The sequence below is a fragment of the Natronospira elongata genome (assembly GCF_034931365.1).
Taxonomy (GTDB): domain Bacteria; phylum Pseudomonadota; class Gammaproteobacteria; order Natronospirales; family Natronospiraceae; genus Natronospira; species Natronospira elongata.
Window position 1 is genome coordinate 1 of the sequence record NZ_JAYGII010000043.1, and the last position, 16,484, is coordinate 16,484.

A 16,484-nucleotide genomic window follows, 5' to 3' on the forward strand; every position below is an offset into this window, starting at 1 on the left:
GGGCGATCGCCGCTGACCAGCACCGGATCGGCCCCGGCCGCGGTCAGCCGGCGTACCGCCAGTGCCAGCAGGCTTTCCTGCCCGTGGCGGAGCAGGGCCTTGTCCTCGCCCATGCGCGATGATGCCCCGCCCGCCAGGACCAGGCCGGCAAAATCAGCCATGACTGCAGAGGGCATGGCCCTTGACCCATTCACTGTCGCCATCGACGTAATGCTCCTGCTTCCAGATGGGCGCACGGTGTTTCATCTGCTCGACCAGGTAGCGGCAGGCGCGGAAGGACTCATCCCGATGGGGCGAGCTGACCGCGATCACGACACTGGCCTCGCCCACGGCGAGCCGCCCCTGGCGGTGTTCCAGCCAGAAGTGCAGGGATTCGCCCCATTCCTGGCGGGCTTCCTTGCAGATCTCGCGAAAGACGTTGTTGCACAGCACCGGATGCAGGTCATAACTCACGGCCCGCACCTGCCGACCCTGGTTGAGATCCCGCACCCGCCCAATAAACAGATCCGCCGCCCCATGCCCCGGCGCCGAACAATGCGCCAGGGCCGCCTCGGTGGACAGCACTTCGTCTTTCGTTGCTACATGGATTGTCATCTGTCAGTTCCCATTCAACTTCAATCAGGCCCGCAGGCACCGGCTTCGATCCGGTGGCTACGCAGGGGCTGGGGTGGTTTTTCCAGGAACGCCGTGAATACATCCCTGTAGGCTTTGGGGGCGACGTCGTGTCGCCCACAATCCTGGAAAAACCACCCCACCCCCTGCTTCGCCACCTACCCACAATCTCGCTCGCCGCTCGCCGCTCGCCGCTCGCCGCTCGCCGCTCGTAGCTCGCTGCTCACCCCCCACACACCGGCGGCAGAATCGAGATCCGCGCCCCCGCCGGCACAGTATCCCCCTCGCCCAGTACCGCCTCGTCAGTGGCGAAGGCCGATGACTGGAGCAGGGCGCGGGCATTGTCGTCCTCGAGCTTGTCGGCAAAGGCCCGGCGCAGGGTGGCGACATCGGCCGATTCGGGCAGGCTGACGGCGATGGCGGCTTCCGGGCTGTATTGGCGGAAGGCACCGAACAGCTTGATTTCCACTTCCCGGGACATGGTCTTTCTCCTCGCGTTCAATCGCTTTCAATGGCCCGGCCGGTGTCGTCCCGGCGGGGCGTGAATCGTTGGTAAAGCGCCCGCAGGCTGAGTGCAATCACCCCGGCCACCAGCACCCAGAGCATGCTCTGGGCGAGCAGGGCGGTGGTGCCCATGACCACCAGAATCAGGGCGGTGTCGAGCTTGCGCCAGCTGGCATAGGTGAGCTGGATGTGAAACACCCCGATCACCCCGAGCAGCAGGGCCTGCAGGGCCGGCGGGTATTCCGGCAGGCCGCCACCGCCGATCAGCAAGAGGGCGGCGAGCAGCAGCAGGGCATTGCCCATGACCACATTGGACAACCAGCTGCGGGCGCCGCCCCGGTAATGGGCGGTGACCCCGCCCGAGCCGTGGCAGTAGGGCATGCCGCCGACGGCACCGACGATGAGGTTGCCGAGGCCGAGCGAGGTCAGCAGCCGTCGCGGATTGACCCGCCAGGCGGCTTCGCCGTAATAGGCCTGCGCGGCGCGCTGGGTGCCGAGCACGGAGTTGGTCAGGGTCAATGCAATCTGCGGCAGCACCATCAGGGCGACGATGGAGGCCCGCAGCCCGCCCTCGTGGCCGCTGCCAAGAGGCGCTTCCGCGTGCCAGATGCCCCACATCAGGCCCGCCACGGCGATCAGGCCGAGCAGGGGCAGGCCGCTGTAGCGGGTGATGCCGATGACCAGGGTGGCGGCAAAGGCCACCAGCAGCATTTCCTGGACGGTGCCGCCCATGAGCTTGACCGCGGTGACCAGCAGGAGAATGCCGAGGCCGAGCTGAAAGCCGTGGATCAGCACATCGGGAATGCGCCCGGCCAGGCGGTTGACGTTCAGGAAGCTGATGCTGAAGTAGATGGCCCCCAGCAGCAGGCCCGCGGCCTGCAGTTCCTGGGCGCTGGCCCCGGCGGCAATGGCCATTACCGACAGCGACTTCAGCGGCTGCACCGGAATGGGGAGACGAAACAGCCAGCCGGTGACCAGGTAGGCGGCGCCGGTGGTGGCGAGCATGATCACCACCGAGGCGCCGGTCTGCCAGGCCAGGGCCAGCAATAACGGAAACAGCACGGCGCCATCGGCGAAGGCGCCGCTGAAATCGCCCAGCCGGGCCCGCAGCCTGGCCGGCGCGATGCTCATGCGGCAAGCTCCGCAGGCAGGTCGGCGAGCCCGTCCGGATGCTCCCAGCGCCCGGACTTGCCGCCCTCCTTGAGCAACAGTTTCACGCCACCGATCGCCAGTGCCGCTTCAATCGGCTTGGACAGATCCCAGATGGTCAGCAGGGCGGCATTGACCGCGGCCAGGGCTTCCATTTCCACCCCGGTCCGGGCACTGGTGACCACGGTGGCGAAGACATCCACCGCCTGGTCGGCCTCGTTCAACCGACAGATCAGTCCCACGTGATCCAGCATCAAGGGATGGCACAGCGGCAGCAGGTCGGGCGTGCGCTTGGCCGCCAGAATCGCGGCCACCTCGGCCAGACGCAGGGGATCGCCCTTGGGCAGCTCGCCCTCACGCAGATGTGCCATCACCTCGGGGCCCACCACAATCCGCCCCGTGGCAACGGCCCGCCGCCGGGTGATGGCCTTGCCGCCGACGTCCACCATTCGATAATTCTGATCAGCCATTATCAATCCACCGTATCAATGTTCAATTTAGCCCCCGTGGGAGCGAATTTATTCGCGATTGGGCTTCGAGCGGCCACCGTGCCCGCCGACAGCCCAATCGCGGATGAATCCGCTCCTACGGCTGGATAATTCATCCGCCCGTACTCGCCAGATGCGGCGTATCCCCGAAATCCCCCTCATGCAGATGGTGGGAGACTTCCTTGCCCACCAGGGTCTGGCAGATGCTGCGTTTGAGGGCGGCTTTGTCGGCCTCGTCCTGGAGCAGGGGGCGCAGGTCATGGGTGCCGTTGCCGAACAGGCACAGGCGCAGGCCGCCCCGGGCGGTGACCCGCAGGCGGTTGCAGCCGTCGCAGAAGCCGGGGGCGTAGGGGGCGATCAGGCCGATGCGACCGGCATAATCCGGGTGGCTGTATTCCACCGCCGGGCCGTCGGTTTCGCCCCGTTGCATCGGGCTCCAGCCGGCGGCCTGCAGGCGATCGGCCACGGTCTGGCCGCTCACATGACGGCGGCGGAAGTAGTCGCCGTTGTCCGCGGTCTGCATCAGTTCGATGAAGCGAACCGCCACCGGCCGTTCACGCACGTACTCCATGAAATCCGGGATTTCCTGATCGTTGAGTCCGCCCAGCAGTACGGTGTTGATCTTGACGCTGGGTATGCCGGCGGCGATGGCGGCATCCACCCCGGCCAGGACCTTTTCGTGGCGCTTGTCGCCGGTAATGCGTTCAAAACCCTGGCGGTCGAGACTGTCGAGGCTGATGTTGACCGCCGACAGGCCGGCGTCGCGCAGCGCCTCGGCCTGGGCGGCCAGGTTGAAGGCATTGGTGGTCAGGGCGAGTTTTTCGATGCCGGGAGTGGCGGCGGCGTCCGCCAGAATGGCCAGGGCATCCTTGCGTACCAGCGGCTCGCCGCCGGTGATCCGCAGCTTGCGTATACCCAGCTCGGCAAAGGCCGATACCAGGCGCTGGATCTCGTCCCGGTTCAGGAAACCGGTGGGCTTGCCCTGGTAGCCATCGGGCAGGCAGTACTCGCAACGAAAGTTGCAGACATCGGTGATGGACAGGCGCAGGTAGGCGAAACGGCGACCAAAACGGTCTTCCAGCTCCGAGTCGGGAACGCGGCCCGGATCCACGGTGGGGGCCCGTTGCGGCATGGCACGTGGCACGGGCCAGGGCAGGGGCTCGGCAGGCGTGGCGGTCCGGCCGGCCTGCGCGGACGCGGGTCGGGTGGGGTCTGACTGGCGCATTGTTCACTCCTTTCCAATGCCGGGAGGCAGCGGCGTTTCCCCTCGCTGCCCTGGCCGCTACCGACGGGACGATCCCGCCGGCCGGCGGCATCCGCGTCATGGCACTGGTGGGTCACCAGGCTTTAGGCCACGAATGCTCGGAGTCTCCCATCAACAGATGGGGCTGTATTACGGTTTTCATTGTGACGGTCAGGGCCACGATTGACCTTGACGTGCGTCAAGTACCGCGCCGCTTATGCCTCGGCCTGAATCACCGCGCCCAGACGTGGCAGTGCTTCACTGTGGCCGAAGTTGGTCTCGGGAGCCTGGTTCAGCCAGCCATCCAGCCACGTATTGTCCTCTGCAGTGAGCAGCCGTCGAGCATGGATGAACAGTTCCTTCTCCTCGCTCTGGATATGATGGAAGTACAGCCCCAGGTATTCCCCCATGGCCTCCAGGAAGCGGTCCCGTCGGACCAGTTCCCGGGCTTGCATCTCATCCAGCATCTCGCGCAGATCCCGGGTCGCCCAGCGCAATTCCAGATGTTCCTGCTCCAGCCGCCGAATGACAGGTGCCAACTGGGGATCCCTTGCCAGCAGGCAACGAAAGAGCTGATCTTCCAGGGGATGGTGGAAGGTGTCGGCATGCCCGGAGCAGTACTCCACGAATTCCCGCATCAGGGGCCGGTCGATCTCTTCGCCCTGCAGACAGTTGTCCATGGCGCTTTCCATATGGGCCAGGACACGCAGGAATTCCCGGTGATCCGCCTGCAATCGCTCAATCGTGCGACTCATACTTGCCTCCTTGTCCCTGTCCGGCCGATGGCGTCAGCGGCCTTCAATCCGAAGACTGCACTCGGCGAGCAGGGAGTTGGTGATCAGGCAATGCTTCTTGGCATTCTCCAGCACGGCATGATGTGCCTCGCCCATGCTTTCATCGCCCTGAACCCGGATTTCGAAGTGGGTGAAGCGCAGTCCGCTGTCGGTCTTGTTCAGGGTTCCTTCCACGGCAACGGCCAGCGACGTCCACTCCAGCTTTGCGTGACGGCTCAGGGCCCGGAAGGTGAGAATGAAGCAGTTGGCCACTGCCCCCACCAGCAGGGTTTCCGGCGACCAGTAATCGCCGCTGCCGCCGAACTCGGCCGGGGCATCGGTATCCAGGGTGGCGAGACCGGGACTGTCCAGTGGCATGGGTCCATCGGGACCACCGCTGGCGCTGGCTTTATAAACATGGGGCAGGGATTGCATTGTGGCGTTTTCTCCGCTGGTAAGCGTTCCATGGTCTGCGGGCACTGTAGTTCGCGCCGTCAACGTCGGCATTGACCTGGGTCAACCCCGGCTGCGAGTCGGCCACGCCGTTTTGTCATCCCTTCGCCCTGGTGTAATGTGTGAGTTGGGGAGTATTCACCACGGGATGCAAGCCATCCCGGTGGAGTGGGGCATGACAGACGTGACCGAGCATCCCGACGGGCCGGTGGGGGAGACCGGCCAGGGCGACCGCGCCAATGGGGCGGGCGGTGATGCCCTGCGGCTGGCGGAAATCTACTCGGAGCTGCGCCGCATTGCCCGCCGCGAACACCGCCGCAATCCCCAACTCACCCTCAACACCACCGCCGTTGTCCACGAAGCCTGGCTCAAGCTGAGCGACCGGGATGGCGAGTTCAAGAATCGTGAGCACTTCATTGGAACCGCCGCCATGGCCATGCGCCAGGTTCTGGTGGACTATGCCCGTTACCGCACGGCCGCCAAGCGGGACGTGGGCCAGGAGGTCCGCCTGTTTGAGAACGAAGAAATCGAAGGCGGGACCGCGGCCGAATTGCTTGCCATTGATCAGGCTCTGGAAGGCCTGGAAGCACTGGACCCGCGTCTGGCCCAGCTGGTGTCCCTGCGCTTCTTCGCAGGTCTGTCCCTGGATGAGGCGGCTAATCACCTGGGCATTTCCGCTCGCACCGCCGCCAGGGACTGGGGCAAGGCCCGGGCTTATCTGCAGACGGTGCTGACGCCATGAAGCTCGACAGCGCCACCTGGTCAAAGGTCGCCGAACTCTTTGACACGCTGGTGGAGCTAAGCCCGGAACAGCGTCAGCGTTTCCTGGAAGAAACGGCGCCACCCCCGCCGGTGCGGGAACAGCTCGAGCGCATGCTCCACGCCCATGATCACCCCGACCCTCTGTTGCTGGACGAGTCCATGGACGACATCGTGCTCGACATGCTCGGCGGGCGCGATCAGGGGCTCCAGGACATACCCGCCGATCTGGCCGGCCGGCGTTTCGGCAACTGGCGGGCGAGGCGGGAGATCGGCCGGGGCGGCATGAGCGTGGTGCTGGCCGGTGAACGGGCGGACGGTCAGTTTGAAAAGCAGGTGGCAATCAAGTTGCTCGCCCCCGGCATCGTGGGGCCGGCCCGCCAGGCCCGCTTGCAGTCAGAGCTGCGCCTGCTGGCACGGCTGGAGCATCCGGGGGTGGCACAGCTTATGGATGGCGGGGTCAGCGAGGACGGCCTGCCCTATCTGGTCATGGAACAGGTCGCCGGACAGCCGGTGACCCGTTACGCCGAGACCCACGGCCTGGATCTTCCTGCTCGCATCGAGCTGTTTCGTCAGGTTGCCGAGGCCCTGGCCTACAGTCACCGCCAGCTGGTGGTGCACTGTGACACCAAGCCCGCCAATGTCCTGGTGGACGACGAGGGGCGAGTTCGGGTGGTGGATTTCGGCATCGCCGCGCTGCTCTCCGGGGACGGACAGACAAGTACGGCGGAAGAAATGCCCTGGTGCTCGCCGGCCTATGCCGCCCCCGAGCAATTGGCCGGCCAACCGCCGGCGGTGACCCAGGATGTCTTCGGTCTCGGTGCCCTGCTGTATGAGCTGCTCAGTGGTCATGGCATTCGCGACATGCGGGAAGCCACCACCTTGCTGATGGGGCATGAGCGGTCACTGCCCGACACCGTGCCGTCGCCACCTTCCAGTCTGCCCAATCGGGTCGGTATTCCGCCCCGCGCCTTGCGCGGTGACCTGGACGCGATCTGTCTCAAGGCCCTCGCACCGAATCCTGAAGACCGCTACACCAGTGTGGATGCCTTGCTGGCCGATCTCGATCGCTGGGCCGGGCATCGGCCGCTGGCAGCGGTCAGTGGCGGCACGGCTTACCGCCTGGCTAAGTGGTTGCGTCGTAATCGACTGCCCGCTGTCGCCACCGCGTCAGTGAGTCTGGCCTTGCTGATTGGTAGCGGGGTTGCCCTTTGGCAGGCCCATGAGGCCCGCTCGGCCACGGAAATGGAACGCCAGGCCTCGGCACGGGCCGAGGCCGCCCTGGCCGATGCCGAGCAGGCCCTGGCCCGCTCGCGAGCACTGCGGGAGTTTCTGCTGGGTCTGTTCAGGGATGCCCAGCCGGACCGGCCGCGTGAACAATTGCCGGATTCCGAGGCCCTGGTGGCCCTGGGCGCGGAACGGGCCCTGAACGAAGACAGTGCACCCCCCGGAGAGCGCTACGAGATGCTCATGGCCATTGCGCAGCTTTACATGGCCGAAAGTCGTCATGACGACGCCGAGCCGTTGCTGGAGACGGCACTGGAGATCAGTCATCAGGAGGAAAGCCTGGGCGCGGATGAGCTGGCCCGCACATTGGCCCAGCTCGCCATTCTGCATCAGGAGCGCGGCCACCTGGGCGAGGCCGAGCGCCTGCTCAATCTGGCCGAAGTGGCGGTGGCCACGGAAACGGTGGACTGGGAAACCGCGGCGGCTGTTCGCACAAGGCGTGCCTGGGTGCTGAGTGGTTTGGGCCGTTATGAGGACGCGCTGGCCATACTGGAGCCTCTCAATGCGGAGCTCGATCAGCGAGAGGGGGTGTCGCCCCGGGTCCGGGGGGATATCAAGCGTGATCTGGGGAGCGCCTATCGGCTGAAGGGAAACCTGGAGGCGGCGCTGGATATGCGCCGCCAGGAAGCCCAGATCTATCGAGAAGGTTTCGGTGAAGAAAGCCTTGATTACGCCCTTGCCCAGAGCAATATGGCCATCATCATGCACAGCATGGGTGACTTTGACGGCGCCGAAGCCCATCTGCGCCGAGCCCTGGAGCTGCAGGAGCGGATCTTCGAGGGCGCCCATATCTACCCGGCCATTGCCCGCGCCAATCTGGCGCTGATGATCTTCCATCAGGGGCGATTCGATGAAGCCCTTGAACTGACCACCGAGGCGGCGCTGGAGCGGGCCGAGGCCATTGGCCGCGATCCGGAGGAATTCGAGCGGCTTTATTACCAACGGGGCACCATGCTGGCGTCCATGCAGCGTTGGTCCGAGGCCAAGCCGCAATTGCGCCGGGCCCGCTCTCTCTATCTTGAACTGGACGGCGTGGATCCCGGGGTGGTGGCCATCATCAAGGCCTTGCTGGCCATGGCGAACTGTTATGACGGCCAAACCGAAGCCGGCAGCGATTGGCTGCGGGCGGCGGACCGGATGGTTGAGGGTGAGCTGCCGGGCAACCCTCATCAGCGCAATACCCTGCTGACCGGACGGGCCGTGTGTGCCTTCAAGAGGGAGGACATGGACACCGCGCTGGCCTATCTGGATCAGGCCCTGGATGGTGCGGGCCATGTGGGCCGCTTCGGCGAGGATGCCTTGCGCAAGGTGCTGCGTGCCAGGGTGTTGCACGCCCTGGGCCGCCCGGAGGAGGCCCTGTCCGACCTGGAGGAAGCCGAAGCGCTGTTTGAAGAGTACGGGTTTACCGAGCACCCCCATTTGTCACGGGTGCAGGCCGCCCGGGAGACACTGTTTCCCGACCACTAGCCAGGATTAGTTTTCTCGGTGGCAGTGTCCTGGGACGTTTCTCGTATCTCTTGTTGGGTTTCTTTGATGGTTTCCCGGCAGCCAGGCCGGTTGTCGGTGAGCAGGAGGCACTTATGGAGACGCGAATCGCGAAGGCAGCGGCGGGCTTTTCGGGCCGGCCGATGATGGTTGCGCTGTTACTGGTCTTTTCTCTGGCCGCTACCCAGGCCTGTGAGAATGGTTACCCCGGCGGGGACCATGCGGCTGGTCATGAGCATTCCCACGACAGTGACCGGAATGATCACGCCATGCTGCATGACCATGACGCCGTGGTGGATGACGGTCAGCCCATCGGCGTGGTGGATTTTCAGGCGGATTGTACCGACGCGGCACAGCAGTCCTTTGATCGTGCCCTGGCCTTGATGCATCACATGATGTACGTCCAGGCCCGCGAGAGTTTCGAGGGCATCGTCGACAAGGATCCCGATTGCGCCATGGCCCATTGGGGGGTTGCCACGACCCTGTTTCAGCCGCTTTGGGGGACTCGCCCCAGCCTGGAGGACCGGGAGCGGGGCTGGGCCGCTATCAGCGAGGCCCGGGATCGCGTGGCTGATGCCGATCGGGAGCGGGCCTTGATCGAGGCCACCGCGGCCTATTTCCGGGATCCCTCGGTGGAGGAATTCGGCCCCCGGCTGCAGCGCTGGGCCGACGGCATGGCCGAGGCCTACGCGAATCATGGCGACGATCTGGATGTGGCCGCCCTGTATGGCTTGTCCCGGCTGACCATCGCCGGGGGTGCCGATGACCCGGATGCCCTGTATGACGAGACCGAAGCCCTGCTCCGTCAGATCTGGCGCGAGGAGTCAAGGCACCCCGGTGCCATCCACTACATGATTCACGCCACCGATGTGGATGGCCGGGGCCGGAATGCTCTGGACATGGTTGAGGTGTACGCGCAGATCGCACCGGATGTTCCCCATGCACTGCATATGCCGTCTCACATACATGTCCGTCTTGGCGATTGGCCGGAGGTAATCAACTGGAACCGGCGTTCGGCCAAGGCGGCACTGGAGAATCCGGCCGGCGACTACATCTCCCATCACTACATTCATGCCCAGGATTATCTGCTCTACGCCCATCTCCAGCGTGGCGAGGACGAGAAGGCCAGAGAGGTACTTGAAGAGACCTTCGCCCGCGAACCCCATCAGCCGACCATCGTGGCGGCCTACCACGCGGCGGTGATGCCGGCTCGCATGGCGGTGGAGCGGCGTGATTGGGACAGTGCCCGGGAGATCGAGATCATGCCCTGGGAGGATCTGGCCTGGGATGAGCCGGTGGGGCGCTGGTCCCAGGCCAATGCCTGGCTGGCCCGGGGCATGGGCCATGCGCAAAACGGTGATCTGGACCAGACCCGTCAGGCTTATGACTCACTGCGCACGCTGCGCCGTCAGACCGAGGACGATGGTGAACGTGCCTTTGCCGATTACATCCGCATCGAGGAATATCAGCTCGCCGCCTGGCTGGCCTGGCTGGAAGACGATCAGGACAAGGCGATCGAGCATATGTACCGGGCAGTGGAATTGGAGGCCGACACCGAGAAACATCCAATCACTCCCGGCGCCCTGATTCCGCCCAGCGAGGGCCTGGGCGAGCTATATCTGGCCATGGACCGGCCCGAGGATGCCCTCGAGGCCTTCGAACGCTCCGACCGGGTCTGGCCCGCCCGCTACAACACCTTGCTGGGGGCCGCCCGCGCGGCCGAGGCGGCCGGCAAGGCCGATCGGGCCGAGCGGCACTATGAGGCGCTGCTGGCCATGATCGGAGACGCAGACCGCTCGGGCATCCGGGAAGCGAAGGCCTTTCTGCAGTAGCCTGCGCCGGGCGGGAACCCAGGATGGAATTCTGGCTCCAAGGGTAGGAATTCCCTTGGAGCCAGAATAATGAAAAATTCCGCGCTTCTGTTTGCCGCCCTTTGGCTGCTCACCGCCTGTTCCAGCAATCCCCCCATGGAAACCGTGGATGAAGTGGATATCGACCGCTTCATGGGGCGCTGGTATGTCATCGCCCACATCCCCACCTGGCCGGAGCGCGAGGCCTACAATGCCATTGAACACTACGAGCTTGATGACCGTGGGCGGGTGCAGACCACCTTCACCTTTCGCCGGGGCGGCTTTGACGGGCCTGAACGCGAATACAATCCGACCGGAATCATACGCAGCGACAACGGTGCGGAATGGGGCATGCAGTTCATCTGGCCGATCAAGGGAGAGTTCCTGGTCATCTACCTGGACGATGACTATGAAACCACCATCATCGGCCGCACGCGACGGGACTATGTCTGGATCATGTCCAGAAATCCCGCGATGGACGAGCAACACTACAAAGACCTGAAGGCCTTCATCGCCAGCCGGGGCTACGACCCCGACGATCTCCGTCGGGTGCCTCAGCGCTGGGAGTCATCGCTTTCGCCCGCCGCCAATGTATCCAGCCAGTCCCCCACATGGGACTGAAGGGCCCGGGGTTGTTCGGTGGGGATCCAGTGCAGGGCCTCCAGCTCATCAATCTGAACCTTCGGCAGGCGGGAGAGCAGCTCGCGGGTTCGTTGCGGGTCGCCGAACAGCCCACCCGTGGAGAGCAGGGCCAGAGCAGGGCAGTCAATCGTCTCCAGGCCCCGCAGGGGGCGCAGCACTTGATTGAGGGCCTGCAGGTAGGCCGCGCTCGGCATGTAGAACATGTCCTTGCCGGGCTTGGCGTAGCGGCCGGTAATGGCCGCGGGGTCGCCGGCTTCTTCCACCGCCCGCCGCGAGTGTTCGTCCAGCCGACGCAGATCCAGGCCGGGGAGTTCACGGCGATACAGGCCCAGGGCATTGAATAGCAGAATGGGCCAGGCGAGGGCGGGCAGCAAATAGCGAATGCGGCGCAGCTTGCCGAGAATCCCGCCCAGGGCCTGGGCAAACATGGGCTCCACCAGTACCAGTCCGCGGGTTCGATCTGGATGACGGCGGACAAAGTGCAGGGCAAGATTCGCCCCCAGGCAATGGCCACCCACCACCGCCTGCGTCACGCCCTCATGGTCCAGCAGGGCGGCCAGGTCGTCGGCCCAGATATCCAGGTTGATTCGGCCCCGCACCACCGAGCCCCCGTGGCCGCGCAGATCCGGGCAGAGAATGTTCCAGGGCCGCTGGGGCACCGTGGCCTCGGCGAATTCACTCCAGCGGGTGCCGTTGCTGGCCAGGCCATGGCAGAGCACCAGTGTCTCCCGCTCTCCCGGCAGGGCCCAGCGCCTGAAGGACAGGCGTTGGCGGCCGCGCTTGAATTCGTGTTGTTGAATCATGCCGACCCCGTTTCCATGGCTGTGAGCAACAGCATGCCAGATTTGACCTGGCAAGCCAGAAAATGGAGCATCCCTGCAACTGGGGATCCGTTCTTGCAATATTCAATCCGGGGGATGCATGCGTTTCAGTACGGTTGCCGTTGTCCTGTTCTCGATCATGCTTCTGGCCGGCATGTGGCTCTACCACGACGCCCGGCAGGATCTGCCCGAGCAGGATGCGGGCCTTGATGAGGCTGTCACGGAGGCCGAATCCACCCCTGCTGGCGAGCCGGGCCGGGAGGAGGGTGGCTCCGAAGCACCGGCCGGGGACCAGAGAGAGACCGTCAAGGTCCCGGATGAGACCAATGAGGAGGATGGCGCAGAGCGCGCCATCGCCCTGCAAACCGAGGAACTGGATCTTGCCGCCATCAGCGATGTGGATGCCAGGCGCGAAGCCCTGATCGCCGCGCACGAGGACGGCGACCCGCAAGCCGCCAACAAACTCTACCAACTGGCCGAGGCCTGCATGCGGGTTCACTTGCTGGATGGCCTGAAAGAGGATATTGAGGAGGAGCAGGACCCCGAGCGAGAGCAGCAGCTGCGCGATATCCACGAGGAACTGTCGGTTATCAAGGCCGCCTGCCTGGATAGCGAGCTGGGCGATTTTGGCGATGCGGTGACCGAAAGAGCGGACTGGACTCTCGAGGCGGCCGATGCCGGCCACGGGGATGCCATGTACCGGGTCGTGTTTACCGGCCTCGGTCAGCTGCCTCGCCATGACGAGGAATCACAGGCCAGGGAAAGGGCCCTGCGCCAGGGCTACCTGGACCAGCTACGGGAGGCCTGCCACGCCGATTCCCTCTATTCCATGGGCGTGCACTTGTCGCGGGAATCCGCCGTCACCCAGCATTTCGAGCTGCATGAGCACTGGGATCGGGAGGACGATCGGGCCATGCAAATGGAAGGTTTCGCCCACCGCTACATGGCCGCCCAGATCAAGGGCGAGGGCCAGCCGGAGCAGGCGGCCCGCCATCCCGACCACAGCCTCACCGCCGCCGAGGAAGCCGAGGCCGTCGCCTGGGCCCGGGGGCAGCTTTCCGACTGCCCCTAGGTGTGCCTGTTGGGGCTCGCAATTGTAGTCGCGGATAATCGGGTGGAACCCAATCCGGATGCGTATAACCATCGCGTGATTGGATATGACAATGCTCATGCGGTGAAACCGAAGCGGAAACGCTTCGCAGCCAAGCGCATAGCCTGGCCCCTTAGTCGTCCTCGTAACCCCACGGCCGGGGCGGGGTCTCGATGGTCTCCGAGAGATCAAACTCCACCCGGATGGAATGGCCGTACTTCGGCCAGTGCACCCCGTACTGCAGGGTGTGCTCGTCCACGAAGTCGAAGAACCAGAAGTTGTCCGCCCGCTTGGGCAGTATCTCGGCGGTGTGTTCGTCCGCCGGGAAGATCTGGCGTGTGGGCAGGCCCGGGGTGGGGGCATCACCGCCGTACTGGCTGATTGCCTCCTCGGTGCCATCCTCATGGCGGTGGTCGTGCTTGAGGCGGATCGTCCCGTCAACGATGGTCAGGATCCAGTTGCGGGAGTGATTGTCGTCCACATGGAAGGGCGCGTGGATACGGTCCTCCTCGCATTCCATCACCTGCATGCGCAGCTCGCGCCCCGTCACCCCATCCTCGTAATAGGCCGTCACATCCGAAATCTCCCCCGCGAAGGCCTGGCCACACAGGGCCTGGAAACGCTCCCAGAAGGCCCGCTGCTCCTCGGGCAGGGTCTCCGGGCCGGCCAGGGCCGGATTGGCCATCAGAAGGGCGGGCAGAAGGGCGGCAGTCAGGCGCTTGACGGGCAATTTCATGCAGTGTCTCCGGCGTGGACGGAACCTCCATCCTAGGTGCTCGGCGGCGGGATTGCCACGTCGGCGCCCGCTTGACCGCCGCCCGGCCTGGGGCTAGGTTTAAGGGAGTAGGGCGCGAATGGAACGTGCCCGCGACTGCCGGAGTGCAGCATGAAACCGACCGATACATACCATCCCGACTACTTCCACAAGGTAGTCGATTGCCAGTGGGCCTGCCCGGCACATACCGATGTTCCCGGCTACATCCGCCTCATTGCCCAGGGCCGTTTCACCGACGCCTACATGCTCAACCGGGATTCCAATGTTTTCCCGGGCATCCTGGGCCGCGTCTGCGACCGCCCCTGCGAACCCGCCTGCCGGCGCGGACGGGTGGACGATGAAAAGCCGGTGGCCATCTGCCGCCTCAAGCGCGTCACCGATGACTACAAGGACGACATCAGCGACCGCCTGCCCAGGGCCCCCAAGCAGAAGAACGGCAAGAAGATTGCCTGCATCGGCGCCGGCTGTGCCTCGCTCACCGTGGCCAATGATCTGGCCCCGCTGGGCTATGAAGTCACCATCTTCGAGAAGCTGGATGTCACCGGCGGCCTGATGCGCTCCAACATCCCGCGCTTTCGCCTGCCGCCCAAAGTCCTGGACGAGGAAATCAACAACATCCTCGACATGGACGTGGACCTGCGCCTCAACAGCCCCATCGAATCCATGAAGGCCCTGCTGGAAGAAGGCTTCGATGCCGTCTTCGTCGGCGCCGGCGCCCCCCGCGGCAAGGACCTGAAACTCGACGGCCGGGACGAGGCCCAGGCCACCGGCCGGGTGCACATCGGCATCAACTGGCTGGAATCGGTGGCCTTCGAGCACATCGAATCCATTGGCGAAAAGGTGCTTATCATCGGCGCCGGCAACACCGCCATGGACTGCTGCCGCACCTCCCTGCGCCTGGGCGCCAATGATGTCCGCGTCATGGCCCGTAAACCCGCCGACCAGCTCAAGGCCTCCGAGTGGGAACTGGAAGACGCCCTGGACGAGGGCGTGGAACTGATGACCTGCCATTCCCCCAAGGCTTTCGTGGTGGAAGACGGCCAGCTCAAGGGCATGCATTTCGAAGTGCTGGAATACTTTGAAAAAGACGGCCGCCAGAAGAGCAGGGTCATCGATGAAATCTTCCTGCCCTGCGATGATGTCATCCTCGCCATCGGCCAGGAAAACGCCTTCCCCTGGATCGAGCGCGACATCGGTATCGAATTCGATGACTGGGAAGTGCCGGTGGTGGACAAGATCACCTACCAGTCCACCCGCCCCGGCGTCTTCTTCGGTGGCGATGCCGCCTTCGGCCCGGAGAACATCATCTGGGCCGTGCGCCACGGCCATGAAGCCGCCATCTCCATCCACAAATACGTCAATGGCGAGGACATCACCCAGCGCCTGCCCAATGCCGTGGATGTGCACACCGTCAAGATGGGCCAGCACGAATGGGCCTACTCCAACCAGTACGCCCCGGAAGAACGCCGCCTCGTCCCCCATGTGGACATGAAAAAGCGCTTCAAGAATGTGGATATCGAAGTGGAGCTGGGCTTCGGCGAGCAGGAATGGGCGGTGGAAGTGGAACGCTGTCTCAACTGCGACATCCAGACCATCTTCTTCAACGACAAGTGCATCGAGTGTGACGCCTGCATCGACATCTGCCCCACGCAGTGCCTGACCATGCTCCACATCGAGGATGGTGAGTCCGAGGAATCCGTCCGTTCCCGCCTCAAGGTCCCGGCCAAAAACCCCGATCAGGCCATCTACGTCTCCGCCAAACTGCCCCAGACCAAACGCCACATGGTCAAGGACGAAGACCAATGCGTGCACTGCGGCCTCTGCGCCGAACGCTGCCCCACCGCCGCCTGGGACATGAAACACGGCGAAGTCTTCATCCCCAAGGTCGGCGACGAGGTAGAGGCTCGTCGGCCAAACAAATCACCCAAGCAGGCGTCCGGATGAGTATCTGGCCTGATTATGCCCCCTGTAGGCGCGAATTCATTCGCGCATCCCGGCCAGAATCCAACTCCTCCCCCTTGCGAGCTCCGCTCGGAAGGGGGAGACAGAGGGGGATCAGTCCTCCAACACCCCCCCCAAAGCCCAGTTACCAGGTCCTCCCCCTTGCGAGCTCCGCTCGGAAGGGGGAGCCAGAGGGGGATCAGTCCTCCAACAGCCCCCCAAACCCAGCTACCAGGTCCTCCCCCTCGCGAGCTCCGCTCGGAAGGGGGAGCCAGAGGGGGATCAGTCCTCCAACAGCCCCCCAAAGCCCAGCTACCAGGTCCTCCCCCTTGCGAGCTCCGCTCGGAAGGGGGAGACAGAGGGGGATCAAACACCCCAGCGGACCAGAATCCCCTTTGAGGAAGAGTAATGCCCAAGGTCAATGACTTCACCCTAAAGATCGCCACGGTCAACGGCACCGGCTCCGCCAGCGCCAATGGTCTGCTGATGAAATCGATCTTTCGCATGGGCGTCCCCGTCATGGGCAAGAACTACTTCCCCTCCAACATCCAGGGCCTGCCCACCTGGTACGAGATCCGCGTCACCGACCCCGGCCACCTCACCCGCGCCGGC

Annotated in this window: 17 protein-coding genes and 1 riboswitch; of the genes, 7 read left to right on the forward strand and 10 right to left on the reverse strand. The window is 64.5% G+C overall.

Going from position 1 to position 16,484, the window contains the following annotated elements:
* From mobA to VCB98_RS12380, 8 genes are all read right to left on the reverse strand, one after another.
* On the reverse strand, window positions 1-203 hold a 203-nt coding region (mobA, locus tag VCB98_RS12345; RefSeq protein WP_346052986.1), incomplete at its 3' end, for a molybdenum cofactor guanylyltransferase.
* A complete protein-coding gene (locus tag VCB98_RS12350) occupies window positions 154-594 on the reverse strand; it encodes a molybdenum cofactor biosynthesis protein MoaE (RefSeq protein ID WP_346052988.1) in 441 nt (146 codons plus the stop codon). The genes VCB98_RS12350 and mobA, both read right to left, overlap by 50 nt.
* 241 nt (window positions 595-835) lie before the next feature.
* Window positions 836-1,093, reverse strand: coding sequence for a MoaD/ThiS family protein (locus tag VCB98_RS12355; protein ID WP_346052990.1), 258 nt, complete (start codon window positions 1,091-1,093; stop codon window positions 836-838).
* A 17-nt stretch (window positions 1,094-1,110) separates the two neighbouring features.
* Window positions 1,111-2,247, reverse strand: a complete 1,137-nt coding sequence (locus tag VCB98_RS12360) for a putative sulfate/molybdate transporter (protein WP_346052992.1) — start codon at window positions 2,245-2,247, stop codon at window positions 1,111-1,113.
* Window positions 2,244-2,735: a cyclic pyranopterin monophosphate synthase MoaC gene (gene moaC, locus VCB98_RS12365; RefSeq protein ID WP_346052994.1), complete on the reverse strand. Its 492-nt coding sequence runs from the start codon at window positions 2,733-2,735 to the stop codon at window positions 2,244-2,246. Before moaC ends, VCB98_RS12360 begins: the two co-directional genes overlap by 4 nt.
* A 130-nt stretch (window positions 2,736-2,865) precedes the next feature.
* On the reverse strand, window positions 2,866-3,885 hold the full coding sequence (moaA, locus tag VCB98_RS12370; RefSeq protein ID WP_406672336.1) for a GTP 3',8-cyclase MoaA: 1,020 nt from the start codon (window positions 3,883-3,885) through the stop codon (window positions 2,866-2,868).
* Window positions 3,886-3,968: 83 nt separating this feature from the next.
* A riboswitch (molybdenum cofactor riboswitch) is annotated at window positions 3,969-4,133 on the reverse strand.
* Between the two features lie 78 nt (window positions 4,134-4,211).
* Entirely contained in the window at window positions 4,212-4,751 is a 540-nt protein-coding gene (locus VCB98_RS12375; protein ID WP_346052998.1) for a hemerythrin domain-containing protein, read from the reverse strand.
* Window positions 4,752-4,784: 33 nt separating this feature from the next.
* The gene (locus tag VCB98_RS12380; RefSeq protein WP_346053000.1) at window positions 4,785-5,204 is read right to left on the reverse strand and encodes an OsmC family protein; all 420 of its coding nucleotides are present in this window, start codon (window positions 5,202-5,204) and stop codon (window positions 4,785-4,787) included.
* Window positions 5,205-5,397: 193 nt separating this feature from the next.
* On the opposite strand from VCB98_RS12380, the gene VCB98_RS12385 reads away from it, so the two are divergent.
* The 4 genes from VCB98_RS12385 (at window position 5,398) to VCB98_RS12400 (ending at window position 11,224) form a co-directional block, all read left to right on the forward strand.
* Entirely contained in the window at window positions 5,398-5,964 is a 567-nt protein-coding gene (locus VCB98_RS12385; protein ID WP_346053002.1) for an ECF-type sigma factor, read from the forward strand.
* Window positions 5,961-8,735: a protein kinase domain-containing protein gene (locus VCB98_RS12390; RefSeq protein WP_346053004.1), complete on the forward strand. Its 2,775-nt coding sequence runs from the start codon at window positions 5,961-5,963 to the stop codon at window positions 8,733-8,735. Before VCB98_RS12385 ends, VCB98_RS12390 begins: the two co-directional genes overlap by 4 nt.
* A 113-nt stretch (window positions 8,736-8,848) precedes the next feature.
* Complete coding sequence (locus VCB98_RS12395) at window positions 8,849-10,585, forward strand: tetratricopeptide repeat protein (RefSeq protein WP_346053006.1); 1,737 nt, start codon at window positions 8,849-8,851, stop codon at window positions 10,583-10,585.
* 66 nt (window positions 10,586-10,651) lie between these two features.
* A complete protein-coding gene (locus VCB98_RS12400) occupies window positions 10,652-11,224 on the forward strand; it encodes a lipocalin family protein (RefSeq protein ID WP_374729217.1) in 573 nt (190 codons plus the stop codon).
* Here the strand turns inward: VCB98_RS12400 and VCB98_RS12405 are convergent.
* Window positions 11,158-12,048, reverse strand: a complete 891-nt coding sequence (locus VCB98_RS12405) for an alpha/beta fold hydrolase (protein WP_346053010.1) — start codon at window positions 12,046-12,048, stop codon at window positions 11,158-11,160. The two genes, VCB98_RS12400 and VCB98_RS12405, sit on opposite strands and share 67 nt — an antisense overlap.
* A gap of 118 nt (window positions 12,049-12,166) precedes the next feature.
* Here VCB98_RS12405 and VCB98_RS12410 point away from each other — a divergent pair, with 118 nt between their 5' ends.
* Window positions 12,167-13,138 (forward strand): hypothetical protein, encoded by a 972-nt coding sequence (locus VCB98_RS12410; protein WP_346053011.1) that lies wholly within the window; start codon window positions 12,167-12,169, stop codon window positions 13,136-13,138.
* Window positions 13,139-13,289: 151 nt separating this feature from the next.
* Here the strand turns inward: VCB98_RS12410 and VCB98_RS12415 are convergent, their stop codons facing one another.
* On the reverse strand, window positions 13,290-13,892 hold the full coding sequence (locus VCB98_RS12415; RefSeq protein WP_346053015.1) for a hypothetical protein: 603 nt from the start codon (window positions 13,890-13,892) through the stop codon (window positions 13,290-13,292).
* 150 nt (window positions 13,893-14,042) lie between these two features.
* Between VCB98_RS12415 and VCB98_RS12420 the strand changes: the two genes are divergently transcribed.
* The gene (locus VCB98_RS12420; RefSeq protein ID WP_346053017.1) at window positions 14,043-15,875 is read left to right on the forward strand and encodes an FAD-dependent oxidoreductase; all 1,833 of its coding nucleotides are present in this window, start codon (window positions 14,043-14,045) and stop codon (window positions 15,873-15,875) included.
* Between the two features lie 405 nt (window positions 15,876-16,280).
* Window positions 16,281-16,484: 2-oxoacid:acceptor oxidoreductase family protein (locus VCB98_RS12425; RefSeq protein WP_346053019.1), on the forward strand; the 204-nt coding region annotated here is incomplete at its 3' end.